Raw genomic sequence first — 26,923 nt, 5'->3', positions numbered from 1 at the left:
GACCCCTTCATTCGCGCGAACCACCCGGCGCCGTGTACAGTCGAACGCTGCCGGCGGGTGAGCACAGCCACGCGCCGAACGATCTGTCTTCAACACCGGAATCCCGTCATGTTTCTCGAACATCTTCATCCGGAACGCTGGACGTTCCTGTGGAATGCATTGTCCACGCTCTCCATCAAGCTGGCCGCCGGCCTGGCGCTGCTCGTCGCCGGCTGGTGGCTGTCCAAACGCGTCGGCAACTGGCTGAACCGGCTGCTCTCGAACAAGGAGCGCGTCGACGACACGCTGCGGCCGATCCTGTGCGACGTCGCCGTGTGGGGCATCCGCATCGTCGCGATCGTCGGCGCGCTGTCGCAGCTCGGCATCGAAACCGCGAGCATCGTCGCGGTGCTCGGCGCGGCCGGCCTGGCGATCGGGCTCGCGCTGCAGGGCACGATGCAGAACATCGCGGCCGGCATCATGCTTCTGCTGCTGCGGCCGTTCAAGGTCGGCGACTACATCGACGGCGGCACGGGCGTCGCGGGCACCGTCGAAGAGGTCGGGCTCTTCATGACGCGCCTCACGAAGCCGGACGGCATCTGCGAGTACGTGCCGAACAGCGCGCTGTGGGGCAGCTCGATCCGCAACTACACGCGCAACCCGACGCGCCGCCTCGATCTCGAAGTGGAAGTGTCCGTGCATGACGATATCGATCGCGCGCTGGATGCACTGCACGCGCTGGCCGCGGCCGACCCCGACGTGCTGCAGGATCCCGCGCCGGACGTAATGGTGATGCGCTTCGACGACAGCACGGCCGTCGCGAACATGCGCGTGTGGACGCACACCGACAAGTTCTGGGCGATGCGCTGGCGCCTCGCGCGCCAGGTCCGCAAGACGCTCGCCGATGCGGATTGCGCGCTGCCGATCCGCACGCGCGAGCTGCACATCGTGCACGACGCGGAGCGCCGCGCGGACGGCGTGCGCATGCGCGTGTCGTAAGGCAGCGCGCCGCCCGCGACGTTACATCCTGACGATGTCGAGCAGCGCCTTCCTGCCGCTCCTTTACGTGAACTCCGACATCGCGCCGTGCTTCAGGTCGCCCGGCGGCGTGAAGCTCGTTTCCCCCGTCATGCCGCGATAGACTCTGGCCAGCATTGCGACCGGCGCCGTCGCGGGTTCGTCGAGCGCGTGCCGACGAAGCGGGCCGGCGTGTCGTCGATCCAGTCGAGGCTTGTGAACAGTACTGCCGGAGCGGCGGAGCGAAATGAAGTGATGTGATGTGATGCGAGTAAACGGGTCGCGGTGCAACGCCGCGATCCGATGACGTTCCGGCCTGGTGCATGGCATACCCGTCGCACGGATTCGACCCCGCCGATCCCCCTCGATTTTCCCGCGTCGCGCACCGTCATTCCGGAAACCCGGACGCACAAAAAACCCCACGAAAACAAGGATATTCGGCGTCTGCGACACAGTGTCCGAGTTCGGTTATATTACGCGCCCCTTGCCACCCCGCCCCCGCAAAACACGTCGCGCGCGGCCTCTTTCAACGCAGTCTGAAGCGCCGTCCGCTCGGGCTTGCCGTCAGGGCCCCGGCGCGTGGCGCACCGTCGCGACGCAGGCGCTTGCCTGCCCGCGGGAAGCCGATCCGAAGGTGTCCTTCCGAATGGCTTCCGTGCGCAAATGCAACGGCGCGCGGCGCCGATCCGGAATTCCGGATTCGCGATCCGGATCTCCGGACCCGCATTTCAGCGCCACGGAACCGCGCCGGGCGGCATGGCAAACCGATGCATTCAAGTTGAAAAAGGGATCTCTGCTGTGATCAAAACGTTACGGGTAATACTGTCGGCGCTCGCGCTGTGCGTCGCGACATCGTCCGCGCACGCCGCCGACACGAAGAAAGTCGACGTCCTGCTGGTGGGCGGCGGCATCATGAGCTCGACGCTCGGCGTCTGGCTGCACGAACTCCAGCCGGACTGGTCGATGACGATGGTCGAGCGCCTCGACGGCGTCGCGCTGGAAAGCTCGAACGGCTGGAACAACGCCGGCACCGGCCACTCGGCGCTCGCCGAGCTGAACTACACGCCGGAAAAGGCGGACGGCAAGATCGACATCTCGAAGGCGATCGAGATCAACGAGTCGTTCCAGATCTCGCGCCAGTTCTGGGCGTGGCAGGTGAAGCAGGGCGTGCTGAAGAACCCGCGCGCGTTCATCAACTCGACGCCGCACATGAGCTTCGTGTGGGGCGACGACAACGTCCGCTTCCTGAAGAAGCGCTACGAAGCGCTGCAGGCGAGCCCGCTGTTCCGCGGGATGCAATATTCGGAAGACTACGACCAGATCAAGCAGTGGGTGCCGCTGATGATGGAAGGCCGCGACCGCAGCCAGAAGGTCGCGGCGACGTGGACGCCGATCGGCACCGACGTGAACTTCGGCGAGATCACGCGCCAGTTCGTCGGCTACCTGAAGACGCAGCCGAACTTCACGCTGTCGCTGTCGAGCGAAGTGCGCGAGATCTCGCGAAACGCCGACGGCACGTGGCACGTGTCGTGGGTCAAGCTGCACTCGGATGAGCCGCCGCAATCGGTCGACGCGAAGTTCGTGTTCATCGGCGCGGGCGGCGGTGCGCTGCACCTGCTGCAGGCGTCGGGCATCCCCGAGGCGAAGGACTACGGCGCATTCCCGGTCGGCGGCTCGTTCCTCGTGACCGACAACCCCGAGGTCGTGAAGCAGCACCTCGCGAAGGCCTACGGCAAGGCGTCGGTCGGCTCGCCGCCGATGTCGGTGCCGCACCTCGACACGCGGATCATCGACGGCAAGAAGATCATCCTGTTCGGGCCGTTCGCGACGTTCTCGACCAAGTTCCTGAAGAACGGCTCGTACTTCGACCTCGCGAAGAGCACCAACCTGCACAACGTCGCGCCGATGATGCGCGTGGGCGTCGACGAATTCCCGCTGGTGCAGTACCTCGCCGGCCAGCTGATGCTGTCCGACGACGATCGCTTCAACGCGCTGAAGGAGTACTTCCCGAACGCGAAGAAGGAAGACTGGCGCCTGTGGCAGGCCGGCCAGCGCGTGCAGATCATCAAGCGCGACCCGGTCAAGGGCGGCGTGCTGAAGCTCGGCACCGAGATCGTCGCGTCGCAGGACGGCAGCATCGCGGGCCTGCTCGGCGCGTCGCCGGGCGCGTCGACCGCCGCGCCGATCATGCTGAACCTGTTGAAGAAGGTGTTCAAGGACAAGGTCGCGACGCCCGAGTGGCAGCAGAAGATCCGCCAGATCGTGCCGAGCTACGGCACGAAGCTGAACGACAGCCCGGCGAAGGTCGTCGAGGAATGGACCTACACGAGCGACGTGCTGCAACTGTCGCCGCCGCCGAAGATCGACCTCGGCGTGCCGTCGCAGGCGACCGGCACCGCGCCGGCCCGCCCGGCGAAGGCGTCCGCCGACATGGCGCTGTAACGCGCGCGACGCCGCGCATAACCCGCGCAGAGCCTGCGCGGCACCCGCGGCGCGCATTACGCCGCCCGACACGGCCGCCCTCTCCGGGGCGGCCGTTTTTCCTGGCGCGCGCCGGGCGCAGGCACCGGCTTCCGCTAGAATTGCGGCACGCGCGACCCCGTCGCCGCCCGATCCATCACCCGCATCGACACAACCCGAGCGACCGCCGGTGCGGCCCGCGCCCGAGCCGCGCGGGCGCCGCCCGCCGTGGCCGCGCCCGGCCGGGCGCGCCATCAACCGAATTCAGCTGGAGAAAGACCGTGTTTACCTGCCGAAACCAGAGCTGCGGCACGCAGTGGGAGCAGTCCGACGTCGTCATCAAGGACGAAGGCCAGGGGCTGCTGTTCCGCTGCCCGCTGTGCGGCGCCCGCAACTATCTCGAACGCTTCGAGGACGACGAAGGCAACGTCGTCTACGAGCAGATGGAAGGCCGCCCCTACCTCGGAGACCTGTCTTGACCCAACCGACCGCCACGCCGTTCAGCGCGCTGCCGCTGACGCCCGCCACGCTCGCGAACCTCGCGCAGCTCGGCTATGTCGACATGACGCCGATCCAGGCCGCGAGCCTGCCGATCGCGCTGGCCGGCCAGGACCTGATCGCGCAGGCGAAGACGGGCAGCGGCAAGACCGCCGCGTTCTCGCTCGCGCTGCTCGCGCGCCTCGACGCGCGCCGCTTCGACGTGCAGGCGATGATCCTGTGCCCGACCCGCGAGCTCGCCGACCAGGTCGCGCAGGAAGTGCGCCGCCTCGCGCGCGCCGAGGAGAACGTGAAGGTGCTGACGCTGTGCGGCGGCACGCCGATGCGTCCGCAGGCGCAGAGCCTGGAGCACGGCGCGCATATCGTCGTCGGCACGCCGGGCCGCATCATGGATCACCTCGATCGCGGCAACCTGAAGCTCGATGCGCTGAACACGCTGGTGCTCGACGAAGCTGACCGGATGCTCGACATGGGCTTCTTCGACGACATCGCGAAGGTCGCGCGCATGTGCCCGACGACGCGCCAGACGCTGCTGTTCTCCGCGACCTATCCGGACGGCATCGCGAAGCTGAGCCAGCAGTTCCTGCGCAATCCGAAGGAAGTCAAGCTCGCGGAACGCCACGACGACAGCAAGATCCGCCAGCGCTTCTATGAAGTGACCGAGGACGAGCGGCTGCATGCGGTCGGCCAGCTGCTGAATCACTACCGGCCGGTGAGCACGATCGCGTTCTGCAACACCAAGCAGCAGTGCCGCGACCTGCTCGACGTGCTGCACGCGCAGGGCTTCCACGCGCTCGCGCTGCACGGCGAGCTCGACCAGCGCGAGCGCGACCAGGTGCTGATCCAGTTCGCGAACCGCAGTTGCTCGGTGCTGGTCGCGACCGACGTCGCCGCGCGCGGGCTCGACATCGCGCAGCTCGAAGCGGTGATCAACGTCGACGTGACGCCCGACCCCGAAGTGCACGTGCACCGCATCGGCCGCACGGGTCGCGCGGATCAGGACGGCTGGGCGCTGAGCCTCGCGAGCATGGACGAGATGGGCCGCGTCGGCGCGATCGAACAGGCGCAGAAGCGCGAGGTCGAATGGCATCCGCTCGCCGAACTGAAGCCGGCGGACGACAGCGTGCTGCTGCCGCCGATGGAAACGCTGCAGATCCTCGGCGGGCGCAAGGACAAGATCCGTCCGGGCGACGTGCTCGGCGCGCTGACCGGCGACGCCGGGTTCGACGGCAAGCAGATCGGCAAGATCAACGTGACCGAGTTCTCGACCTATGTCGCGATCGAGCGCGGCGTCGCGCGCGACGCGCTGCGCAAGCTCAATGCGGGGAAGATCAAGGGCAAGCGGGTCAAGGTCCGGCTGATGGACGACGAGTAAGCGGGCCGCGGCGCGGGCGGTCGCAGCACCGCCGCGCGCCGCCCCGTACGTCACCCGAGTTCGGGATAGCCGTGCGCGGCGGCTTCCCGCTCGAACCGCGCAATCGTGTCGTAGTCGGCCGGCGACAGCCGGTCGAATCCCCTCAGCCGCAGCACGCGCGCCCGCTCCGCATCGGCGGCCACCGCGCGATCGAGCGCATCCTGCAACGCGCCGACCTGCGTATCCGCCAGCGCCCGCGACGCGACGAACGGCAATCCCGGCGCGGGTGCGGTCGTGCCGATCACGCGAATATCCTCGAGCAGCCCGGGCAGCGCGTCGCGCACATACGCGAACGTCACGCAGTCGATCGCCGCGCAATCGGCTTCTCCCGACGCCAGCGCGCGCAGCACGTTCAGGTGCGAACCGAACGGCGTGACCGAGCCGAAGAACCGCCCGTCGTGCGCATGCGGCGCGACCGCGTGCCGGAATGCATTCATCCCGCTGTGCGAATCCTCGCCGTTGAAGGCCGCCCGCAACCCGCGGCAGGCGGCGAGCGTCGTCGCACCGCCCGCATGCACGCGCGCCGACACGACCAGCACGCTGCGGTAGCGCGCCCCGTCGCAGCCGTCCGCATCGAAAACGGGGGTCGCAATCAATCGCACGACGTCGCGCAAGCCGAGCATCCGGTACGGGTAGCCGCAGGTCTGCGACAGCAGCAGATCGTCGCGCCGCCACAGTGCCTGGAGGTCGTCGGGCGCGTCGGGCAGCGCGACGCCGGCCGGCCCGCCCGCGTTCGCGAACGCATCGAGCGCGTCGCGCAGCAGCGCGCGCCACAGCGCGGCGTGGCGCGGTGTCACGTTGTACATCGGCAGGACTGCAATCCAGGCGTTCATGCGGGCATTCTACGCATCGGCGGCGGTCAGGAAGCTTATGGGCCGCGACACGATAAGCAAATGCGAATCGATTGGTTGGCGAGGCCGCGCCGCCCCGGTACCGTTCGAAGGCCTGCCGGCGCCGCCGTGCGCGATGCCGGGCGGGCCGACCGTGATCCGCGAGACACCAGCGCACCCGGGCCGAGCGCCCCGGTTCCATCGCGCGTTCCCCGCACTGCCCGATCCATCCGCCTCAACGCCATGGCCGAATACTTCGACGTCGACCACGCGCGCGCGATCGCCGCGCTCCACGCCCGCTTCACCGCCCGCACCGAGTGGCCGACCTGGCTGCTCGTCGTCGTGATCTACGGCGGCTGGCTCGCCGTGCTGCTGCTCGTGCGCGACGGGCACCTGTCGCGCGCCGCCGCGACGCCGCCGCTGATCCTGCTCGGCGCGTGGCACCTGTCGCTGCAGCACGAGCTGCTGCATGGCCATCCGACACGTTCCGCCCTGGTGAACAAGCTGCTCGGCTATCCGCCGCTGACGGTCTGGTATCCGTACACGCTGTATCGCGACACGCATCTCGAGCATCATCGCGACGAAGACCTGACCGTGCCGGGCGTCGATCCCGAAACGAACTACGTGACGCGTGAACGCTGGGCGCGGCTGCCGCGCTGGCGCCGGGCGCTGACGGTCGCGCGCAAGACTTTCCTCGGACGCCTCGTCGTCGGGCCGCCGCTCGCCATCGCCACGACGTTTCGCGACGCGTTCGCCGCGTTCCGGCGCGGCGACTTCCGTTATCTGCCAATGTGGTTGACTCACGTCGCCTGCGTGGCCGCGCTGCTCGCGTGGCTGCACTGGGCGATCGGCGTGCCGTGGTGGTACTACCTGCTGGCCGTCACGTGGCCCGCGCTGTCGCTCGCGATGATCCGCTCGCTGTACGAGCATCGCGCCGCGCCGCATCCGAAGGCGCGCATCACGATCAACGAAGCCGGCTTCGCGATGCGGCTGCTGTACCTGAACAACAACTATCACCTCGTCCATCACGACCTGCCGAAGCTGCCGTGGTACGACCTGCCGCGTGCGTACCGGATGCGGCGCGACGCGTATGCGGAGAAATGCGGCGGCTTCGTGATCCGCGGCGGGTATCGCGCGCTGCTCGCGCGCCATGCGTGGACGCCGACCGATTCGCCCGTTCATCCGTTCGACGAGGGCACGGCATCGCTGTCGACGGGCAGCGGGATCAAGGTGGCGGTGGTCGACAGGGTGCTGCAGATCAGTACGTGATGTCGGCCCGCGCGTTTCGGCACCCATCCTTACGAAAAGCCGACAGCGCGGTTCGCCGCCCGTGAATTGCCAATTGCGTCGGCAATGCCCAGAATGGCCGCTCATCCGGCGCTTCCGACGACCATTCGCCCGGCTCCGCCGCACGGCCGCGCGCCGCATTTCCCCGACGACGATGCAACCGAACTCCCCACCCGGCGCGATCCGCGCAATCGGCAACGACTGGTCCGTTTCCGCGATCACCGCGGGTTTTCTCGCGGTCCTGATTTCATACGCGGGCCCGCTCGCGATCTTCTTCCAGGCGTCGCAGGCCGCGCATGCGTCCAACGACATGGTGTCGTCATGGGTCTGGGCGATCTCGATCGGCGCCGGTGCATCGGGCCTGTTCGCGAGTTGGAAGCTAAAGGTGCCGGTCGTCACCGCATGGTCGGCGCCCGGCACCGCGCTGCTCGTCGGCCTGTTTCCGCAACTGACGCTCAACCAGGCCGTCGGCGCGTACATCACGGCCGCGCTGATCATCCTCGTCATCGGCATCACCGGCTATTTCGACCGGCTCGTGCGCCACATCCCGCGCGGCATCGCCTGCGGCATGATGGCCGGCATCCTGCTGCCGTTCGGCATGCATGCGTTCTCCGCGGCGACCGCGCAGCCGCTGCTCGGTTTCGGGATGATCGCGGCCTACGTGATCTTCAGGCGCCTGCTGCCGCGCTACAGCATCGTGCTCGTGCTGCTCGCCGGCGCCGCACTCGCGACGCTGCTCGGGATGACGCATCTCGGAAACGTGTCGCCGAGCCTCGCGCGGCCGATCTTCATCGCCCCCGAATGGACGCTCGGCACGACGCTCAGCCTCGCGCTGCCGCTCGTCGTCGTCAGCCTCACCGGCCAGTTCCTGCCGGGGATGACGATCCTTCGTGTGTCGGGCTATCACACGAGCGCACGGCCGATCATCACGGCGACCAGCGTGATGTCGCTGGTCGTCGCATGCTTTGGCGGAATCACGATCGTGCTCGCGGCGATCACCGCGGCGCTGTGCACCGGCAAGGACGCGCACGAAGATCCGGACCGGCGCTATATCGCGGGCATCGCGAACGGCGTGATCTATCTGATCGGCGGACTCTTCGCGGGGACGATCGTCACGCTGTTCTTCGCGCTGCCGAAGGCGTTCGTCGCGATTCTGGCCGGGCTCGCGCTGATCGGTGCGATCAGCGCGAACGTACACGGCATCTTCGAGGACGAAAACCACCGCGAAGCGTCCGTGATCACGTTCCTCGCGACCGCGTCGGGGATGACGTGGCTCGGGCTCGGGTCCGCGTTCTGGGGGATCGTGATCGGGTCGGCGGCGTATGTGGTGTTGAACAGGGTGCGGCAGCCTGCATGATGTGCACCCTGCGCGGCCACTTCCCTTACCGCGCCGGCTGGCGCACCAGTTGCGCGAGCGCATCGGCCAGCGTCGTCGTGCCGTAGGCCCGCTCGGACACATCGGCCTCGACATCGATCCGCCCCGCGTTATGCACGTCGTACAGATCGACGATCAGCTGTGCATGGCGTTCGCTGAGCCCGGCGCGCAGCAGCGTCGCGCTCCACATGTCGCGCGGCAGTTCGTGCGCGACGATCGCGCGGCCCGCCGCCGCGCCCAACGTATCCGCGATCGCGGCCACGCTCACGCGCCGCGGCCCTTCGACGCTGACGATGCGCGGCCCGCGTCCGCCCTCCGGCGCATCGCGCAGCAGCCGCGCCGCAACGACGCCGACATCGGGCGCCCAGACCGTCGGAAACACCTTGCCGACCGGATGGTGGAAGCTCGGCAGCACGCCGGTGCCGAGCGCGACCGGCAGCACGCGCGCCCAGTTCTGCAGATGCTCGGCCGACCGCAGCAGCGTCAACTGCGTGGGGATCGTCTTCAATCGTTCCTCGAAGTCATGGAACAGGCGCGTGATACCCGTATTGCCTTCGAGCTCCGCGCCATAGTCCGACAACGCGAGCAGCGCGGGCGGCGGGTTCGCGGCGAGCGCGGCGGCCGCCACATCGATCGTCCGCGTCATCGTCGCGGCCGGATCGGCGTCGACCGTCGGCACCGGACACAGTATCTGCACGGCCCGCGCGCCGTCGATCGCCGCGGCGATCGCGTTCGCGTCGGTCAGGTCCGCGATTGCGACATCGCAGCCGAGCTGCGCGAAACGGTCGCGGTGACGTGCGTCGCGCAGCACCGCGCGCACGGAATGGCCTGCGTTGCGCAAGGTCGTCACGGTCGACAGGCCGACGTTGCCGGATGCGCCGAAGATCACGAACACGGTTCGCTCCTAGGGGGATGAAGGTGCTGTGATTGTCGGCACGCGCGGCCGGGAAGGCGCGCACGGGGGGATGAATCGAGCAGGAAAGGATGACGCGTTGAATGGCCGTAGCCATACGGGCTCTCCGATCCAAGCGCGTCAAAACCGGAGAAGGCGAATGCAGCAATTGTCCAACACGCTGTTGGACAATTGCCCTCGGATCAAATGCAGCGTCCGCGTACCGCTGTTGCGTTATGCGTCTCGCCCGCCCTCCAGCCGCAACCCACCCCGCATACCCGACCGCGCAATCTCCGTCGGCGTCGCACCGAGCACACGGTTCATCCAGCTCGCCATGTGGCTCTGATGCGCAAAGCCGGCTTCCAGCGCGATCTGGCTGATGCCGAGCCGGCCTTCGAGCAGCAGCGCCTTCGCGCGCTCCACCCGGCGCCGCACGACGTACTGGTGCACGGGCATCCCCAGCGTTTCGCGGAACAGCACCTTGAAATGCGGCACGCTGATCGACACGAGCGCCGCGAGCTCGGCCAGCGTCATGCGCCGGTCGAGATTCGCCTCGACATAGTCGATCACGCGCGCCGCCGCCTTCGGCGCCAGCGTGCGCCGACGTTCGCGAAACGCCGGCTGGCCGTCGACCAGCCGCGCGACGAGCGCGGTGCACAGGCTTTCCGCGTACAGCGGATCCGATGCGTCTTCCGCTTCGAGTTCGGCGGCCATCGCCCACGCGATGTGCTGCAGCCGAGGGTCGCGCACCTGCAGCCGCCGGCGGATCTGCGCGTGCGACGGCTTCAGTTCGAGCTGTTCGACCGTGCGCCGCACGAACGTATCGCCGAGCGCGATGTGCAGGATCCGGCAGTCGGCGCTGTCGGTCCACTGGCCGGGCAAGCCGGCCGGAATCACGTCGACGTCGCCATGCGCCTGGATGCGCGACACGCGCTCGCCGTCGCACACGCAGTCGGCGCGCACCGGCGCGCCGATATGCACGCCGATCCGGTGATGCTCGGCCGCCGGAATCCGGTACGTGCCGGCACGGATTTCCAGCAGCGACGCGCCGAAGCCGCGCCAGCCCCGCCCGCGGCTGGAGCGCAGGCTGACCGGAACACCGTTGTCCGCCGGCGCGGCAAGAATCGGATCGCTCATTGATGGCCTCCACCAGATCAGGTGCCGAACGCACATTGTGACGCGTTTCGGGCCGGCGCGCCGGCCCTGCGTGGCCGCCGTCGAGTCGAGCAGAAAAAAGATCATCCGTTTCTGCTCGGGACGATCCTTGCGTGCGCGCCGGCAGGCGCCACGAAGCCTACGATCGCCTCATCCGACACCTACGGAGCCCCGTCATGCCCCATGACTGCCCGCTACGCGCGGCGTTCATCGCGCCCTCGCCTTCCACCGCTCGCGCTTCATCCGCCCCCGACTCCCGCCACCGCCGCACCGCCATCGCCGCGTGGTGCCTGCGCGTGGTCGGCTGGTACGGGCTCGAACGGCTGCTCGCGTCGATTCCCGACAGCAACGACGACTTCGCGCTCGTCTGACCGGCCGGTCGACACCCCGCCTACTTGCGCCGCCGCTCGTGCGGCGCGGCCGACGCCCCGTCGATCACCGGCGCGCCCTGCTTGATCAGGAAGTCGCGGAACAGCCCCGTCACCTGCGAGATCCGCCGATCGGCGAGCGTCACCACATACCATTCGCGCTCGATCGGGTTGCCCGGAAACGGCAGTTGCCCGAGCAGGCCCGTGCGCAATTCAAGCGCGCACGCGTGCAACGACAGGAATGCGACGCCGAGCCCCGCTTCGGCCATCTGCTTGATCGCCTCGTTGCTCGACAGTTCGGAGCCCACATGAAAGCGGTAGCCCGCGTTCTTGAACAGGCTCTCGACGGTCGAGCGCGTGCCCGCGCCGCGTTCGCGCACGAGCAGGTGCGCGGATTCGAGATCCTTCAGCGCGACGCGCTTGCGCTGCATCAGCGGATGGCCGGGCGCCGCGACGAACACCATCGGATGCTTCGCGAATTCGACCGCGTGCGTACGCAGCTCCTTCGGCGCGCTGCCCATCACCGCGAGATCGATTTCATGCGTCGCGAGCATGCGGATGATGTCGTCGCGGTTGCCGACCTTGAAATACGTCTTCACGTGCGGGCGCGTCGCGGTGAATTTGACGAGCAGCGGCGGGATCAGGTATTCGGCCGTCGTGATCGCGCCGATCCGCAGCGTGCCGCCGAGATCGCCCGTCAGCGCGGCCACTTCGTCGCCGGCCTCGCTCCACAGATGCAGGATCTCGCGCGCGTAGCGCGCCACGATCTCGCCCGCCGCGGTCAATTGCACGCCGCGCCCCACCCGCTGCAGCAACGCGGCGCCCACGGCCTCCTCGAGCAGGCGAACCTGCAGCGACACGGCCGGCTGCGTCAGGTTCAGCTCCTCGGCCGCGCGCGACACGCTGCCGAGCCGCGCGATCATGTCCAGCGCCTTCAACTGCCGGAACGTCGCGGTCTTTCCTATAAGTGAATACATATGAGTCGCTTATAAACATTAAATTGTTCGACTGGGTACGAAACTATATCGTCGGTTCTTGAGCAATGTCATGCGAATCGTCATTCAGCGGGAGCCCATCATGGACAACACCACGCCCAATCTTGCAACGGACCACGCACCGCGCCTGCCGCGCATCGTGATCGTCGGCGGCGGCGCCGGCGGCCTGCAGCTCGCCACGCGTCTCGGCGATACGGTCGGACGCCGCGGGCAAGCCGAAGTCGTGCTCGTCGACCGCTATCCGACGCACTTCTGGAAGCCGCTGTTGCATGAAGCCGCGTCGGGCCATCGCGATCCGGCTTCCCACACGATCGAATACGCGGCGCAGGCGAAGCGCCACGGCTTTCGCTTCGTGCAGGGCGCGCTGCAGCGGGTCGACCGCGCGGCACGCACGGCGACGATCGCGGCCGTGCAGGATGCGGACGGCACGGAAATCCTGCCGCAGCGGGAACTCGATTACGACGACCTCGTGCTGGCGGTCGGCAGCGTGACGAACTTCTTCAACGTGCCGGGCGCCGAGCGTCATGCGCTGCCGCTCGAAAACCTCGACCAGGCCGAGGATTTTCGCCGCAAGTTCCTCGCTGCGTGCACGAAGGCGAACCATCTGGCCGAGCAGCAGCCCGCGCGGCGCGCGGCGCCGATCTCCATCAACGTGATCGGCGCGGGCGCGACCGGCGTCGAGCTGGCCGCCGCGCTGCGGCACGCGATCCAGCAACTGACGACGTACCGCTTCAAGGCGCTGGTGTCCGCGCGCGACGTGCACATCCGGCTGATCGAAGGCGGCCCGCGCATCCTGCCGGCGCTCGACGAACGGTTGTCCGGCAAGATGCACGCGCAGCTTCGCGCGCTGAACGTCGACGTGCTGACCGATACGCGCGTGGCGGAAGTCGGCGCGGATGCCGTGACGACCGCGACCGGCGAACGCCTCGCGAGCGACATCACGATCTGGGCGGCCGGGGTCGCCGGGCCCGCGATGCTGCGGGACATCGGCGACATCGCGCTCAACCGGTCGAACCAGGTGATCGTGACCGACACGCTGCAGACGCCCGACGATCCGCACGTGTACGCGTTCGGCGACTGCGCCGCGTGCCCGTCGACCGGTGCGGGCGGGTTCCTGCCGCCGCGCGCGCAGGTCGCGCACCAGCAGGCCGTGTATCTGGTCAACGCATTCGCGCGCCGCGTCGCCGGCAAGCCGGTGGCCGGCTTCACGTTCCGCGATGCGGGCACCGTCGTGTCGCTCGGGCACGCGGGCGCCGTGTACCAGGCGGGCATCGGCGTGCGCTCGCGCTCGCTGATCGTCGACGGGCTGGCGGCGATCGGGCTGTACAAGTTCCTGTATCGCAAGCACCTGTTCAACGTGGTGGGCATGAAGCGCGCGCTGTTCCAGTCGCTGAGCCACTGGCTGCAAAGCCGTCACCAGCCGTCGATCAAGTTGCACTGAGCAACGACTCACACACGGCATCGCAACACGGCATATCGCGTGGCCATCGCCCGATATGCCGTTTTTCCCGATGCATATGCGTAATTCGTCCGCAATGTGCGCCACGCTGGTGCATCGTGTTGAAGGCCACCGATACGACGCCATTCCGGCGGGACATGCCGCGCGACACGCATCCCGCGCCCGCTGTGGCCGGCCGCCCCATTCATTAGTCCGATCGTATGAGTCGGCTAAAAATATTAATTGGTCGCGTTTTCAGGATCGACGCTAAGGTGTGAGGCATTCCCGTCGGCGAACGGATCATCACGTTTCTGAAAAGGAATCACCGTGGTCATCGAAGCCATCGTCACCCGTCTCGACGCAGCATTCGCGCAGATCGAAGCAACACCGGATTCGCGCGAATCGCGCAACCAGCGCGACGCGATCATCCAGTGGCTCGACCGGGCATCGGAAGAAGGCTATCGACTCGGTCTCGTCACGACGCTGCCGGCCGCGCGGCTCAGCGACATGTTCGAAGGCCAGTTCGGCCGCGCGAACCTCGACCGCTTCTCGGTCGTCGTCACGGACGCGAATCGACAGGAGTCCGGATCGAATCAGCATCCGTTCGATGTCGCGCTGCACGCGCTCGGCGTGCCGCCGGAGCGCGCGGTCGGGATCGCGAGCAGCGAGCCGGAACGCCGCGAGGCCGAGCATTTCGGGCTGTCGCGCTGCATGAGCATCACCGATACGGTGCGCTCGATCGCATCGGCCGGGCTGCACTGAACGCCAGCACACGGGCCGGCCGCGGCCGGCCGTCATCGCCGGTCCGGCGGCAATCGGGCGCGTGCCCGCCCGCATCCTGACATTCTGCTGTCAAAGTCGCTTGCAACACTTCGGGGTTCGATCACATCCCCGGAAACGGACGACGCGCATGCGCATCGTCCGATCCGTTGCCCGCCACGATGACACGCCCGACCCGCACCGCCGCCGCCCTCACGATTGCCTGCCTGTTGCTCGCCGCTTGCGGCGGGAATGACTCGACAGCGCCTGCCACGTCGGCCGACAACAACGGCACGGCGCCGGCCCCGCAGCCGCAGCCCACGCCGGCCCCGGCACCCGCGACCTACTACCAGACGAAGACGCCGTACCGTCCGCAACAGGACGCCGCGACGTACGAAGCGCCGCCGGCCGGCTACGCGCCCGTCTATACCGAACTCGTCGCCCGTCACGGCTCGCGCGGGCTGTCGGGGTTCAAGTACGACGGCGCGATCTACGCGATGCTGCTCAAGGCCGAGGCCGACGGCGCGCTGACCGCGCTCGGCGCGCAGCTCAAGGCCGACACATACACGATGATGAAGGCCAATGCGCTACTCGGCTACGGCGTGCAGGGCATCTCGACACCCGGGTACGGCAACCTCACGCAAGCCGGCATCCGCGAACATCAGCAACTCGCCGCGCGTCTCGCGCAGCGGCTGCCCGCGCTGTTCGCCGCCGGCAACCGGCAGGTGGTGGTCGTCAACTCGGGCCAGGATCGCGCGGTCGACAGTTCGACGTATTTCTCGGCGGCGCTCGTTGCCGCGCAGCCGGCACTGGCGTCGGCCATCACGCTGCCGGCCGCGCCGTCCGGCTATCCGGCGAGCGCGCCGGTCGCGCAGCCGGCCGGCACCAATCGTTTCCTGCTGTATTTCCACGCGTTGAAACCGGCCACCGATCTCGTGACCGACGCGAGCGATCCGTACTACGCGACCTATCAGGCGAGCCAGGCGTACCAGGCCTATGCAAACGACGCGACGGTGGCCGCGAAGCTGAAGGCGATCAAGGCCGCGCCGCAGGCGGCCGACGTTGCGCAAACGGTGCTGTCCGCGCTCGTGTCGCCCGCCTTCATCGCGAAGCTCGGCACCGACGGCTACACGTTCGCGAACACCGGCACTTATGCGTTCACGTCGACGGACGGCAAGTTCACCAACACGCTGAAGGGCGACGGCAAGACGAAGATCGCGACGGCCGTCGACGCAGTGAACGTGCTGTACAACCTGCTGCAGGTTGCGCCTGCCATGACCGCTGAAACCGGCGGCGTCACGATGGAGCAGTACATCGGTGCCGAGCAGGCGCAGTATCTCGCGTACCTGCAGGATGCCGAGGACTACTACCAGAAGGGCCCCGGCATCCAGGAAGCGAACCCCGTGACGTACCGGATGGCGAAGGGGCTGCAGGACGATTTCTTCGCCGAGGTCGACGCGATCGCGCGCGGCGACCTGACGCACGCCGCGAAGCTGCGCTTCACGCATGCGGAGGTCGTGATTCCGTTCGCGTCGATCATGAACCTGAAGAACGTGTTCGTGCCGACGCCTCAGGCGCAGACGTACACGTATGCGAACAACCCGTGGCGCGGCGATCAGGTATCGCCGATGGCCGCGAACATGCAGTGGGACGTCTATCGCAACGGGTCGCGGCTCATCGTGAAGATGCTGTACAACGAGCGCGAGACGGATTTCCAGGCCGCGTGCGACGGCGCGAAGATCGCGCCGGGCAGCCACTTCTACGACTACGCGGGGCTGAAGCAGTGTTACGGCTATCAGTGACGTGATGCGCGGGGTCTTCTGGCCGGAACCGCACGTTGAGACCCGGACGGCGCGGACCGTCCGGACTTCGCTACACACGCCGCGTCCCGCTAGACCTTGTGCACGCCGTTCCGAAGCAGCGCCTGGCGCAGGAATGCCAGTTGTCCGTCATCCAGCACGCGCTTCGGCACCACGCGGAACATCACCGACGACTGATAAAGCAGGATCATCTGACGATCCTCGCTCCAGTGAATGAGATCCGCATAGCGAATTTCGTCGCGCGAAGTCGGCGTTTCGACAACGAAGCGGTCGCCTTCGAAAATGACCGTGTAACGCTGATGAAGCGCCCTTTGCTGGTCGTAAATCTTGCGGCCTGCGCGCGGCAATATCAGGTGATTCAGAACGGGCACGCCGATCGCCACGACAGCCGCGATTCCCGCGGCCATCCAGACATGGCGCCATTCCGGAAAATGTCCGCTTGTTACGCGGACGCCGCCGACGAGCAGCACGATGTACACGATCGCGAGAGTCGCAAACGACTTGAGCAGGGCTTTCCCGTTGTACCTGCGCCAAAGATTCAGGCGGTATGCGTGGACGAGATCATCCGCGGTTATTTGAAAAACGACTTCGGTATCGCTCGTGGGCATGGGCGGGCTCGGAATGTTCTCTGGTTCCTGGATTTGCTGTGGATGCTTCACCGCGGGCTGCGCGATCCAGACGGCCGGCAGTGCACGCGCACGGTGACGTGCAAACGAAGCCGCGCGATATCGCCGGCCGGTCGATGCACGGCGACAATATACCTGCGTGGAATGACGTCCACGCGGGGCGCAGCCGCGGCAGTGGCGCAGCCGGCGGCCGGCGCGGGCGGCTGAGCGATCCTGTCGGGACGAACTCGCATCGGCTCGCACGGTCGAACGAGCATCGTCGGAGAGTCCCCATGAAACGCGTCGCCCTTGCCGCTGCCCTGACCCTGTTTACCGCCATCAGCGCGCCGGCCATCGCCGGTACGCCCTCCGGGGCCGTCGCGCCGGCTCCGGCTGCGGCTCACGCATACGCGAAGAATTGCGTGCCGTCGCGGGATGCCGCGCAAGGCGCCCGTTCCCCCTCCAGCGCACCGCCGATCCGCGTCTGCATCGGCGATTCCGACACGCAGCTGAACCTGCCGTGGTTCCTGACCGATGTCCTTACCGCCGTGGACACGCATCAGTCACCGAGCGGCCTGCTCCACAAGATGCGCGAAGATTTCTGAATCCCGGCCGGCCCCGCCTCGTTCATGGCTCGTCGGGCCGCTCCAGCACCTCGATGAACGTGCCGACGATGCCGCGCCACATCGCCGGGTCGGCGATGCGCGCCAGCAACCGCCGCAATTCGCGTCGTTCGTCGTTCGACAGCACGCCGTGCGCGCCGCGGATGCTGTCGTAGCTCGGCGTACCGCGCGACGCGAGTGCGCGATCGAGCGAATAGTCGCGGGTCTCTCCGTCCACAGAAATCCGGATCCACAGCGAACCGCCGTCCGCCACGGCGGCGCCATCGGTCACGACGACCGTGGGTGCGGCATTTTCTTCCATCACAACGCTCCGGTTTGACGCGCTGGCGGCAGACTGCCGGCCACGGCGCCACATTGAAATGTTTCTTTTTGAGACACAATCACAAAACGGCGCCAATTTTTAGACAATAATATTTCGTAATGGCGCGCCGCATCTTATACTGGCCGCGCACCATCCTCGTGCCAAGAGACGGTGTCTTTTGTCCCGGCCGCACACACTGTGCGGCCGGGGCTTTTTTCGGTACGCTGCGTCGATATACATGCTTGATGCGCGCGTGTTATTGAGGAATGCTGCCAGATGAATGGCCGATCGCGACAGGCTCACCCGATGTCGTCGCGACGGCCGAATCGATCGGCGTCCCGAAACCGGCGCGCGAGCCGCATGGCCCGAATCAGGCATGCGGCATGCGCGCCGTTCGCGCATCGACCAGTTCGACTTGCCACGCCATGCGTACAACACCAAAGGCAATCGCACGACGGTGGGCGCTCACGCCCGGCTCGAAGCCCCTTTTTCAGCGCAGCGGCGCGTGGCCGCGCGTCGTCTTTTTCGTCGCCGTGATCATTTGCGTGCTCGTGCCGGTGCTGGCGATCATGCTGGCCGACCGCTATGCGCGCGATGCCGTCACCGCGCACGAGCGTGTCGTGGCAAACGACATCGTGGCTTCCGTGGATCGCATTCTGGACGGCGTGCGCCTCCGACACGCGGACGAGTTGACCGCGCTCGTCGGTCGGCCGTGCGCGACGGTGTTCCGGTCACTTGCCGAAGTGAGCACTCGCCTGCGCTATCTGCGTGCCGTCGCACTGGTGAGCGACGGTCGCGTCACGTGCTCGTCGGCGCTCGGCTCGATCGACCTGCCGCTCGCCGCGTACGCGCGCGAACCCGAACCGGGATCGACGATCGTCACGCTGCTGCGTCAGACGCCGTTCCAGCATGGCGTTCCGGTGCTGTCCGCGTTCCGCGCCACCGCGCGCGGCGCGGGCGTCCTGTACCTGATCGAAGGCGACTACGTGGCCGACGCGCTCGCGCGCGGCGCCGGCAACGAAGCGGAAACGGCCACGCTATCGATCGCGGGCTCGGGGCGTCTCGATCAGCACGGTGCGTTCGCGCCGGAAACGGATGCAGGCCCCGCGGGCGGCAGCACGATGGCCTCGCGGCGCTGGCCGTTCACGGTGTCGGTCGTCGCATCGGCGCGCTACGCGTCACAGGTCCAGCGCCACTACCGGCTGATCTGCGCGACGATCGTGCTGCTGGCCGACAGCCTCGTGATGGCCGCCTACCTGCTCGCGATGGCGCCGCGGCGGCTGCTGCTGAAAGCCGTGCGCCACGCGCTCAGGCGCAACGAGTTCCATGTGGTGTACCAGCCGATCGTCGACGTGCGGACGCGCAGGACGGTCGGCGTCGAGGCGCTGTTGCGCTGGCAGCATCCGAAGTGGGGGGCCATCAGCCCGGCCGCGTTCATCCCGCAGGTGGAATCGAGCCCCATGTTGCCGAAGATCACCGAATTCGTGCTGCGCACGGCCGTATCCGAACTGACCGCGCTGACGCCGTCCGCGCCGCTGCGCATCGCGGTAAACGTCGCGCCGCAGGATCTCGAGCGCGCGCGGTTCGTGGCCGTCGTCGAGGACGCGATTCGCGCGCTGCCGCCCGGCTTCACGCTGGTGCTCGAAGTCACCGAGCGCATCCTGCTCGAGAAGAACGCGCGCACCACCGAGATCTTCCAGGCGCTGCGGTCGAAAGGCGCGAAGTTCGCGATCGACGATTTCGGCACGCATCACAGCAATCTCGACATGCTGTCGCGCTTTCCGTTCGACTACGTGAAGATCGATCGACAGTTCGTGTCGCAACTGGACGGCGGCAGCGCGAGGCTGATCGAGGGAATCGCGGCCGTCGCGCATCACTACGGCCTGAAGATCATCGCGGAAGGCGTGGAGACCGAGGCGCAGCATCGCGCGCTGCATGCGGTCGGGATCCAGTACGCGCAGGGGTACCTGTATCAGCGGCCGCTGCGCGCGGAAAACCTCGAGCGCGATTTCGCATGGGCGACCGCGTAGCGCCGCCGCGGCCGGCGGCTACTGCGCGCCGTACTGACCGCCGAGGCGCACACGGTCCTGCTCGACCCATCCTTCGAAGTCGTCGCCGGTCTTGCCGTTCACGTACATGATGTCGTACCAGCGCCCGTGCGACTTGTAGACCGTCACCGAATCGCCGGGGACGATGAAAGTCCGCTTCGTGACGCACCGCGCGTCGGGCGCCGAATGGAAATACGCGCGCCCCGTACCGACGACCGTGCCGGACGCCGGTGGCCGGAAGTTGTCGTCCGGGCCGCTCGTGGCCGCATCGAGCTTCCCGCAGTCCACCGTGCTCGTTGCGTGCGCGCCGTTCGCGCCCAGGCGCGCGCCGAGCACCAGCATCGCGATGCCCATGCGCATCGTCATTTTCATCTGTTTCATTCGTTCTTTGCGCCGTCTCGTTTTTTCGGTTTGCCGGTTCGCGGACGGCACACGCTCGATCCCGCGCGACCGTCGTCGCTTCCGGATGATACGACCGCCGTCGACATTCACAAAAACGGACCACCATGCCGAAACATGTCCTATAGTCAGTCAACAGACATCATTCGACAACGGGACGCATCGACGTCCACGGAGGAGACGTGAAGCTGAAACAGGCCATCGACCGCATTCCGGGCGGGCTCATGCTGGTCCCGATGCTGCTCGGCGCGTGCGTGCATACGTTCGCGCCGAACGCCGGCAAGTACTTCGGCTCGTTCACCAACGGCCTGATCGCCGGCACGGTGCCGATCCTTGCCGTATGGTTCTTCTGCATGGGCGCGACGATCAACCTGCGCGCAGCGGGCGTCGTGCTGCGCAAATCGGGCACGCTGCTCGCGACGAAGATCGTGGTCGCGTGGCTCGCGACGGTGATCGCCGCGCGGTTCATCCCCGACGACGGCATCCGCACCGGCCTGTTCGCGGGCCTGTCGCTGCTCGCGATCACGACGTCGATGGACATGACCAACGGCGGCCTCTACGCGGCCGTGATGCAGCAGTACGGCAGCAAGGAAGAGGCCGGCGCGTTCGTGCTGATGTCGATCGAATCGGGGCCGCTCGTCAGCATGCTGATTCTCGGCGCGGCGGGGGTCGCGGTGTTCGAGACGCGGCTCTTCGTCGGCGCGGTGCTGCCGTTCCTGATCGGCTTCACGCTCGGCAACCTCGATGTGGCGTTGCGCGAATTGTTCGGGCGCTGCGTGCATCCGCTGATCCCGTTTTTCGGTTTCGCGCTCGGCAACGGCATCGACCTGAACGTGATCGCGAAGAGCGGGCTGCCGGGCATCGCGCTCGGGCTCGCGGTGATCGTCGTGACGGGCGTGCCGCTGATGCTGGCGGACAAGGTGATCGGCGGCGGTAACGGGACGGCCGGGCTGGCCGCGTCGTCGACAGCCGGCGCCGCGGTCGCGAACCCGGCGATCATCGGCGAGATGATTCCGAAGTTCAAGCCGATGGTGCCGGCGGCAACGGCGATCGTCGCGACCGCGTGCCTCGTGACGGCGATTCTCGTGCCGATTCTGACGGCGATGTGGGCGAAGCGGGCGGCAAGGGCGGCAGGCGTGCCGGTGAGGGTCGCGGCGCCAGTCGGGAATGGTGGGGCGATCGAGCATGAGGGGCATGTTTGAGCGGGGCCGGTTCGCGCTCGAACCGGCCAATTCAATGCGCACCCAACGGCGCGTCGCGCAACGGTTTCGCGTGCTTCTTCGAGCTACAGCGCCATCCCGCCGTCGATCGTCAGGCTCGAACCCGTCATGTAGCCCGATTCCGAACCGGCGAGCCACGCCACCAGCGATGCGATCTCGTCCCCACTGCCGGCGCGCTGCAGCGGAATCAACGGACGGATCTGGTCGAGATGATCGGCCGTCATGTCGGTCTCGACAGGCCCCGGCTGCACGTTGTTGACCGTAATGCCGCGCGGTGCGAGATCGACGGCGATGCCCTTGACCATCACGGCCACCGCGGCCTTCGTCATCGAATAGACGCTCGAACCCGGATGTCCGCTGCGCACGGCCGTATTGCTGCCGATCGTGACGATGCGGCCGCCGCGCGCAAGATGCGCAGCGCCGGCCTGGATGGCCAGGAATACGCCTCTCACGTTGACCGCGAGCATCCGGTCGAGATCGTCGACGCTCACGTCGGCCACGTCTCCCAGCTTCAGGATGCCCGCGTTGACCACGACGACGTCGAGCCGCCCGAAACGTTCGACTGCTTGTGCGACGGCCTGCCGGATTGCGTCCGCATCCGCGCTGTCGGCACGGATCGCCAGCGCGGCTCGCCCGCGCGCCTCGATCGCGGCCGCGGTCTCGTGCGCGCGCTCCGGCGCCGAGACATAGGTGAACGCGACATTCGCGCCGTCGGCCGCAAGCCGCCGCGCGATGGCCGCGCCGATCCCACGCGAGCCGCCAAACACGATCGCCGCCTTGTGCATACCCTCGGAATTGCCTGTCATGCTTCGCTCCTTAATGGACTGATCAGTCAATAACTTCCCACAAAAAAGCGCCGGCTCTCATGCCGGCGCGTTGCCCTGCCTGCATCGATATCAGTGCGCCCTGAGCCGGTCGGCCGCAAAGCCGGCGGTGGCGCGCAACGCCTGCGGCTTCGCGCCGGCGCGCGCACCGAGCTGGATCCCGTACATCGTCGTCAGGACGAAGTTCGCGGCCTCGCGCGCATCGAGCGCACGGGCGATCTCGCCCACATCCTGCCCTTCACGGATGCGGGCGACGACCTGCCGATGCAGCATCGCACCGGCCTTCTCACGCAAGCCGACCAGTTCGGGATCGGCCGCGCCGAATTCGCAGATCGCATTGACCCCCATGCAACCGAGCACACGTTCGGCCGGGTTGACGGCGATCACGCCGAGCAGCAACGCCTCGATGCCCGCGAGCGCGGATGCCGGCGCCGTCAGGCGCGCGATGTGGCCCGACACGCTCTCCGACTGATAGCGTTCAAGCGCTTCGACGTACAGCTTGCGCTTGTCGCCGAACGCGTTATAGAGGCTCTGCCTGCCGATCTGCATTGCGCTCAGCAGGTCGTCAGTGGACGTCGCGGCGTAGCCCTTCTCCCAGAACACGCGCAGCGCGCGCTCCAGCACCTCGTCCCGATCGAATTCACGTGGTCTCACCATGGCGGCAGAATAGGCGTTATGGACACATCAGTCAATAATTCGACGTCGCTCCGCCCCTTTTTTTGTCCGCGGTGACGTCGGCATATCCGCCGCCCAAGCGCTAAAATCCGCCGCCTGGGCATCCACGACGAGCAAGCGTTTTGACGGCGTTCGAGCAGGGCTTCATCCTTACCCGCCATTGGCGGGACACCGCATCCGGCATCGAGATCGAGTTCTGGCTGGCAACCGGACACGGCCCGCGCCGCGTGCGGTTGCGCCCGCAGGAAGCCGTCGCGTTCATCCCGGCCGAGCAGCAGGCGCTCGCCGAGCGCACGCTGGCCGGCGAGCGCGACGCCGAGCTGCGCCCGCTCGCGCTGCGCGATTTCCGGCAGCGCCCGGTCGTCGGCCTCTATTGCAAGCGCTACCGCCATCTGTCGGGGCTCCAGAAGCGTCTGGCCGCCGCCGGCGTCGATGTGTACGAAGCCGACGTGCAGCCGCCCGACCGCTACGCGATGGAGCGCTTCATCACCGCGTGCGTGGCGTTTCGCGGCCAGCCCGGCCGCGATGGCACGCTGACCGGCGGCGAGCTGAAGCCCGCGACCGGTTACCGCCCCACGCTGCGCTGCGTGTCGCTCGACATCGAAACCAGCATCCACGGCGAGCTGTACTCGATCGCGCTCGAAGGCTGCGGGCAGCGCCAGGTCTACATGCTCGGCCCGCCGAACGGCGATGCAAGCAGCGACGCAGGCCCCCTGGACTTCGACCTCGACTACTGCGACAGCCGGCCCGCGATGCTTGCGCGGCTGAACGACTGGTTCGACGAGCACGATCCCGATGCGGTGATCGGCTGGAACCTCGTGCAGTTCGACCTGCGCATCCTGCATGCCCATTCCGAGCAGTACGGCATCCCGCTGAAGCTCGGGCGCGGCGGCAGCGTGCTCGACTGGCGCGCGCACGGCCAGCAGCCCGACCACTTCTTCGCGGGCGCGGCCGGCCGGCTGATCCTCGACGGCATCGACATGCTGAAATCCGCGACGTGGACCTTCCCGTCGTTCAGCCTCGAATACGTGTCGCAAGCGCTGCTCGGCGAAGGCAAGTCGATCGACAACCCGTACCAGCGGATGGACGAGATCCAGCGCCGCTTCGATCACGACAAGCCCGCGCTCGCGCGCTACAACCTGAAGGATTGCGAACTCGTCACGCGCATCTTCGACAAGGCCGACCTGCTGTCCTTCGCGCTGGAACGCGCAAGCGTCACGGGGCTGGCTGCCGATCGCACCGGCGGCTCGGTCGCGGCGTTCACGCACCTGTACCTGCCGCGCATGCACCGGCTCGGCTATGTCGCGCCGAACCTCGGCGACGTGACGGGGCAAAACAGCCCCGGCGGCTTCGTGATGGATTCGCGGCCCGGGCTGTATGACTCGGTGCTCGTGTTCGACTACAAGAGCCTCTATCCGTCGATCATCCGCACGTTCCTGATCGATCCGGTCGGCCTGATTGAAGGGCTCGCGCATCCCGGCGACGACGCATCGGTGCCCGGTTTTCTCGGGGCACGTTTCTCGCGCACCGCGCACTGCCTGCCCGACATCGTGCGCCGCGTGTGGGAAGGCCGCGACGACGCGAAGCGGCAGCGCAACGCGCCGCTGTCGCAGGCGCTGAAGATCATCATGAATTCGTTTTACGGCGTGCTCGGCTCGACGGGTTGCCGCTTCTTCGACCCGCGCCTCGCGTCGTCGATCACGATGCGCGGCCACGAGATCATGCATCGCACGCGCAAACTGATCGAAGGTCAGGGATACGAAGTGATTTACGGCGATACCGATTCGACGTTCGTATGGCTCGGCCGCGCGCACGACGACGACGAAGCCGGCGCCAAGGGCCGCGCGCTGGTCGAACACGTGAATCGCTGGTGGCATACTCACCTGCGCGAGCAGTTCGGGCTCGACAGCGCGCTGGAACTGCAATACGAACGGCATTACCGCCGCTTCCTGATGCCGACAGTGCGCGGCGCGGAAGAAGGCAGCAAGAAGCGCTATGCGGGGCTCGCGGCGACCGCCGACGGCGGCGAGGACCTCGTGTTCAAGGGGCTCGAAACGGTGCGCACCGACTGGACGCCGCTCGCGCAGCAATTCCAGCGCGAGCTGTACCGGCGCGTGTTCAGGCGCGAGCCGTATCAGGATTTCATTCGCGACTACGTGCGGCGCACGCTGGCCGGCGAATTCGACGACCAGCTCGTCTACCGCAAGCGCGTGCGCCGGCCGCTGCGCGAATACGAGCGCAACGTGCCGCCGCACGTGCGCGCGGCGCGCATCGCCGACGAGTTCAATCATGCGCAGGGCCGGCCGCTGCAGTATCAGCGCGGCGGCTGGATCAGCTACGTGATGACGACGGCCGGCCCCGAGCCGCTCGAGACGATGCGCTCGCCGATCGACTACGCGTTCTACCTGAGCCGCCAGCTTCAGCCCGTCGCCGATGCGATCCTGCCGTTCCTGCGCGACGATTTCGAACGCGTGATCTCCGGGCAGGGGCAGTTGTTCGGCGATTGACGGCCCACGATCCGGCCCGAACACGAGAACGCCGCGGCGGCCCGCCGGGAAGTGCCCATTGCGCGCCGCCTGCGGGCATCCGGCTAAAATACCGGCCTGCCGCGCGTCCCGCCGCGGCCGGAGGACACCATCATGACCGCACGTCGCGGCGCCGCGGTCGCCATCGCGCCCGGCCACGAGACAGCCAGCCTGTCGAAAGCCCAGAACACGTTCAATACGCTCGTCAAGCAGATCGAAAAGCGGCGCGAGCGGCTCGGCGCGTGGGACGCCGTGATGCCGGCGTTCCAGAAGAAATTCGTCGACGGGTTGTTGCCGCTCGAACAGGAAGCAACGGCACTGCGCATCCGGCTGATCCATCTGCTCGACGACGCGTTCCTGCAGAAGGGCCTGAGCAAGGCCGAGCAACGCACGCTGTCCGACCTGATCGCCGACATGGCGGGTGATTTGCTGAACGTGAGCGACGACCCGGCGCTGAAGATCATCTACAACCGGCATGCCGCGTCCGGAAACGTCGGCGCCGCCGCGGCCGATCCCGAGCCGGCGGAACCGGCACGGGAAGCCGAACCGCAATCGCAACCGCTGGACGATCTCGACGCGCTGTCGCCCGACGAACTCGCGGAACGCATGCAGGCCGAACTCGACGCGCAGTTCGAGCGCGACATGGCCGCTCACGCTGCCCGCGAGGCCCAGCGCGCGAAGCGCAAGAAAGCACCGAAGCAATCGGCCGCGCAGGCCCGGATCGAAGCCGAGCGGGCCGAGTCGAGCAAGTCGATCCGCGAGATCTATCGCAAGCTCGCGAGCGCGCTGCATCCCGATCGCGAAACCGATCCGCAGGAGCAGCAACGCAAGACCGTGCTGATGCAGCGGGTCAACCGCGCATACGAGAAGGGCAACCTGCTGCAACTGCTCGAGTTGCAGCTGGAGATCGAACAGATCGACCGACGTGCGATCGACGGCCTCGGCGAAGCGCGACTCACGCGCTACAACGGTATCCTCGAGGAACAACTGCGTGAGCTCGATCAGGAGATCGTGCACGTCGAGAACGACTTCCGGCGGACCTACGGCATCGCGTCGTCCACCAAGGTCGCGCCCGATACCGTGCTGCGCATGCTCGCGCGCGACATTGCCGGCATGCAGCGGAGCAACCAGGACCTGAGCGTCGCGCTGCGCGAGTTCGAGGATCCGGAACAGGTCCGGGGCTGGTTGAAGGACATGAAGCGTCGGCCGGCATCGTCGCGCTTCGACGACGATTCGTATTGACGTTACGGCGGCACGCATCTGCGCGCCGCCACCTCCCCATTCATCCGACCCGCGTTACACCCTGTGCCCCGAGATCGGCCACGCTTCGCCGGTCCGGTTGAATATGCTGTCGATCCACGCGAGGAACGTCGAAACCTGAAGTCGGCCCCTAACTGCGTGTGGAACGCCCGCATC

The 26,923-nt window shown here is 67.4% G+C and carries 24 protein-coding genes; 15 read left to right on the top strand and 9 right to left on the bottom strand.

Annotated elements, in window-relative coordinates:
* Nucleotides 1-108 precede the first annotated feature (108 nt).
* From CFB52_RS29345 to dbpA, 4 genes are all read left to right on the top strand, one after another.
* Nucleotides 109-978: a mechanosensitive ion channel family protein gene (locus tag CFB52_RS29345; protein WP_059574718.1), complete on the top strand. Its 870-nt coding sequence runs from the start codon at nucleotides 109-111 to the stop codon at nucleotides 976-978.
* A gap of 774 nt (nucleotides 979-1,752) precedes the next feature.
* A complete protein-coding gene (gene mqo, locus CFB52_RS29335; RefSeq protein ID WP_226224000.1) occupies nucleotides 1,753-3,438 on the top strand; it encodes a malate dehydrogenase (quinone) in 1,686 nt (561 codons plus the stop codon).
* A gap of 299 nt (nucleotides 3,439-3,737) precedes the next feature.
* Entirely contained in the window at nucleotides 3,738-3,935 is a 198-nt protein-coding gene (locus tag CFB52_RS29330) for a hypothetical protein (RefSeq protein ID WP_006483193.1), read from the top strand.
* The gene (dbpA, locus tag CFB52_RS29325) at nucleotides 3,932-5,329 is read left to right on the top strand and encodes an ATP-dependent RNA helicase DbpA (RefSeq protein ID WP_059574722.1); all 1,398 of its coding nucleotides are present in this window, start codon (nucleotides 3,932-3,934) and stop codon (nucleotides 5,327-5,329) included. Before CFB52_RS29330 ends, dbpA begins: the two co-directional genes overlap by 4 nt.
* Nucleotides 5,330-5,379: 50 nt before the next feature.
* On the opposite strand, the gene CFB52_RS29320 is transcribed toward dbpA, so the two are convergent.
* A complete protein-coding gene (locus CFB52_RS29320; RefSeq protein WP_099318186.1) occupies nucleotides 5,380-6,201 on the bottom strand; it encodes a phosphate/phosphite/phosphonate ABC transporter substrate-binding protein in 822 nt (273 codons plus the stop codon).
* 240 nt (nucleotides 6,202-6,441) lie between these two features.
* On the opposite strand from CFB52_RS29320, the gene CFB52_RS29310 reads away from it, so the two are divergent.
* Together CFB52_RS29310 and CFB52_RS29305 are read left to right on the top strand one after the other, a co-directional pair.
* Nucleotides 6,442-7,467 (top strand): fatty acid desaturase, encoded by a 1,026-nt coding sequence (locus CFB52_RS29310; protein ID WP_059574726.1) that lies wholly within the window; start codon nucleotides 6,442-6,444, stop codon nucleotides 7,465-7,467.
* 172 nt (nucleotides 7,468-7,639) lie between these two features.
* Nucleotides 7,640-8,842 (top strand): benzoate/H(+) symporter BenE family transporter, encoded by a 1,203-nt coding sequence (locus tag CFB52_RS29305; protein WP_059574728.1) that lies wholly within the window; start codon nucleotides 7,640-7,642, stop codon nucleotides 8,840-8,842.
* Nucleotides 8,843-8,867: 25 nt separating this feature from the next.
* Here CFB52_RS29305 and CFB52_RS29300 read toward each other — a convergent pair whose 3' ends face one another.
* Together CFB52_RS29300 and CFB52_RS29295 are read right to left on the bottom strand one after the other, a co-directional pair.
* Nucleotides 8,868-9,755: an NAD(P)H-binding protein gene (locus tag CFB52_RS29300; RefSeq protein WP_099318185.1), complete on the bottom strand. Its 888-nt coding sequence runs from the start codon at nucleotides 9,753-9,755 to the stop codon at nucleotides 8,868-8,870.
* A 231-nt stretch (nucleotides 9,756-9,986) separates the two neighbouring features.
* A complete protein-coding gene (locus CFB52_RS29295) occupies nucleotides 9,987-10,889 on the bottom strand; it encodes an AraC family transcriptional regulator (protein ID WP_099318184.1) in 903 nt (300 codons plus the stop codon).
* Between the two features lie 194 nt (nucleotides 10,890-11,083).
* Here CFB52_RS29295 and CFB52_RS29290 point away from each other — a divergent pair, with 194 nt between their 5' ends.
* The gene (locus tag CFB52_RS29290) at nucleotides 11,084-11,278 is read left to right on the top strand and encodes a hypothetical protein (RefSeq protein WP_099318183.1); all 195 of its coding nucleotides are present in this window, start codon (nucleotides 11,084-11,086) and stop codon (nucleotides 11,276-11,278) included.
* A 20-nt stretch (nucleotides 11,279-11,298) separates the two neighbouring features.
* Here the strand turns inward: CFB52_RS29290 and CFB52_RS29285 are convergent, their stop codons facing one another.
* The gene (locus tag CFB52_RS29285) at nucleotides 11,299-12,252 is read right to left on the bottom strand and encodes a LysR family transcriptional regulator (RefSeq protein WP_059574736.1); all 954 of its coding nucleotides are present in this window, start codon (nucleotides 12,250-12,252) and stop codon (nucleotides 11,299-11,301) included.
* 100 nt (nucleotides 12,253-12,352) lie between these two features.
* Here CFB52_RS29285 and CFB52_RS29280 point away from each other — a divergent pair, with 100 nt between their 5' ends.
* The 3 genes from CFB52_RS29280 to CFB52_RS29270 all read left to right on the top strand — a co-directional run bounded on the left by CFB52_RS29280 (nucleotide 12,353) and on the right by CFB52_RS29270 (nucleotide 16,269).
* Nucleotides 12,353-13,711, top strand: a complete 1,359-nt coding sequence (locus CFB52_RS29280; protein ID WP_099318182.1) for an NAD(P)/FAD-dependent oxidoreductase — start codon at nucleotides 12,353-12,355, stop codon at nucleotides 13,709-13,711.
* Between the two features lie 324 nt (nucleotides 13,712-14,035).
* Entirely contained in the window at nucleotides 14,036-14,470 is a 435-nt protein-coding gene (locus CFB52_RS29275) for a phosphatase (RefSeq protein WP_099318181.1), read from the top strand.
* 179 nt (nucleotides 14,471-14,649) lie between these two features.
* Entirely contained in the window at nucleotides 14,650-16,269 is a 1,620-nt protein-coding gene (locus tag CFB52_RS29270; RefSeq protein ID WP_099318180.1) for a histidine-type phosphatase, read from the top strand.
* An 89-nt stretch (nucleotides 16,270-16,358) separates the two neighbouring features.
* On the opposite strand, the gene CFB52_RS29265 is transcribed toward CFB52_RS29270, so the two are convergent.
* Nucleotides 16,359-16,895: a YcxB family protein gene (locus CFB52_RS29265; protein WP_099318179.1), complete on the bottom strand. Its 537-nt coding sequence runs from the start codon at nucleotides 16,893-16,895 to the stop codon at nucleotides 16,359-16,361.
* 290 nt (nucleotides 16,896-17,185) lie between these two features.
* Here CFB52_RS29265 and CFB52_RS29260 point away from each other — a divergent pair, with 290 nt between their 5' ends.
* Nucleotides 17,186-17,497, top strand: a complete 312-nt coding sequence (locus CFB52_RS29260; RefSeq protein ID WP_099318178.1) for a hypothetical protein — start codon at nucleotides 17,186-17,188, stop codon at nucleotides 17,495-17,497.
* Nucleotides 17,498-17,519: 22 nt separating this feature from the next.
* Here CFB52_RS29260 and CFB52_RS29255 read toward each other — a convergent pair whose 3' ends face one another.
* Nucleotides 17,520-17,816, bottom strand: coding sequence for a hypothetical protein (locus CFB52_RS29255; RefSeq protein ID WP_059574748.1), 297 nt, complete (start codon nucleotides 17,814-17,816; stop codon nucleotides 17,520-17,522).
* 425 nt (nucleotides 17,817-18,241) lie between these two features.
* On the opposite strand from CFB52_RS29255, the gene CFB52_RS29250 reads away from it, so the two are divergent.
* Complete coding sequence (locus tag CFB52_RS29250; RefSeq protein WP_099318224.1) at nucleotides 18,242-19,846, top strand: EAL domain-containing protein; 1,605 nt, start codon at nucleotides 18,242-18,244, stop codon at nucleotides 19,844-19,846.
* Between the two features lie 18 nt (nucleotides 19,847-19,864).
* Here CFB52_RS29250 and CFB52_RS29245 read toward each other — a convergent pair whose 3' ends face one another.
* Nucleotides 19,865-20,236 (bottom strand): SH3 domain-containing protein, encoded by a 372-nt coding sequence (locus tag CFB52_RS29245; RefSeq protein ID WP_099318223.1) that lies wholly within the window; start codon nucleotides 20,234-20,236, stop codon nucleotides 19,865-19,867.
* 209 nt (nucleotides 20,237-20,445) lie between these two features.
* Here CFB52_RS29245 and kdgT point away from each other — a divergent pair, with 209 nt between their 5' ends.
* Nucleotides 20,446-21,465, top strand: coding sequence for a 2-keto-3-deoxygluconate transporter (kdgT, locus tag CFB52_RS29240; RefSeq protein ID WP_059574750.1), 1,020 nt, complete (start codon nucleotides 20,446-20,448; stop codon nucleotides 21,463-21,465).
* An 83-nt stretch (nucleotides 21,466-21,548) separates the two neighbouring features.
* Here the strand turns inward: kdgT and CFB52_RS29235 are convergent, their stop codons facing one another.
* Both CFB52_RS29235 and CFB52_RS29230 read right to left on the bottom strand, forming a co-directional pair.
* Nucleotides 21,549-22,289: a 3-oxoacyl-ACP reductase family protein gene (locus tag CFB52_RS29235; protein ID WP_180278277.1), complete on the bottom strand. Its 741-nt coding sequence runs from the start codon at nucleotides 22,287-22,289 to the stop codon at nucleotides 21,549-21,551.
* Nucleotides 22,290-22,379: 90 nt separating this feature from the next.
* Nucleotides 22,380-22,964: a TetR/AcrR family transcriptional regulator gene (locus CFB52_RS29230; RefSeq protein ID WP_099318177.1), complete on the bottom strand. Its 585-nt coding sequence runs from the start codon at nucleotides 22,962-22,964 to the stop codon at nucleotides 22,380-22,382.
* A gap of 140 nt (nucleotides 22,965-23,104) precedes the next feature.
* On the opposite strand from CFB52_RS29230, the gene CFB52_RS29225 reads away from it, so the two are divergent.
* Nucleotides 23,105-25,489, top strand: a complete 2,385-nt coding sequence (locus CFB52_RS29225) for a DNA polymerase II (protein WP_099318176.1) — start codon at nucleotides 23,105-23,107, stop codon at nucleotides 25,487-25,489.
* A 132-nt stretch (nucleotides 25,490-25,621) separates the two neighbouring features.
* A complete protein-coding gene (locus CFB52_RS29220; RefSeq protein ID WP_099318175.1) occupies nucleotides 25,622-26,749 on the top strand; it encodes a J domain-containing protein in 1,128 nt (375 codons plus the stop codon).
* Nucleotides 26,750-26,923 lie beyond the last annotated feature (174 nt).

Origin of the sequence: Burkholderia sp. AU18528 (assembly GCF_002223215.2) — a bacterium.
GTDB lineage: Bacteria > Pseudomonadota > Gammaproteobacteria > Burkholderiales > Burkholderiaceae > Burkholderia > Burkholderia semiarida.
The sequence above is the reverse complement of the archived record's forward strand: the minus strand, read 5'-3'. Positions and strand labels throughout refer to the sequence as shown.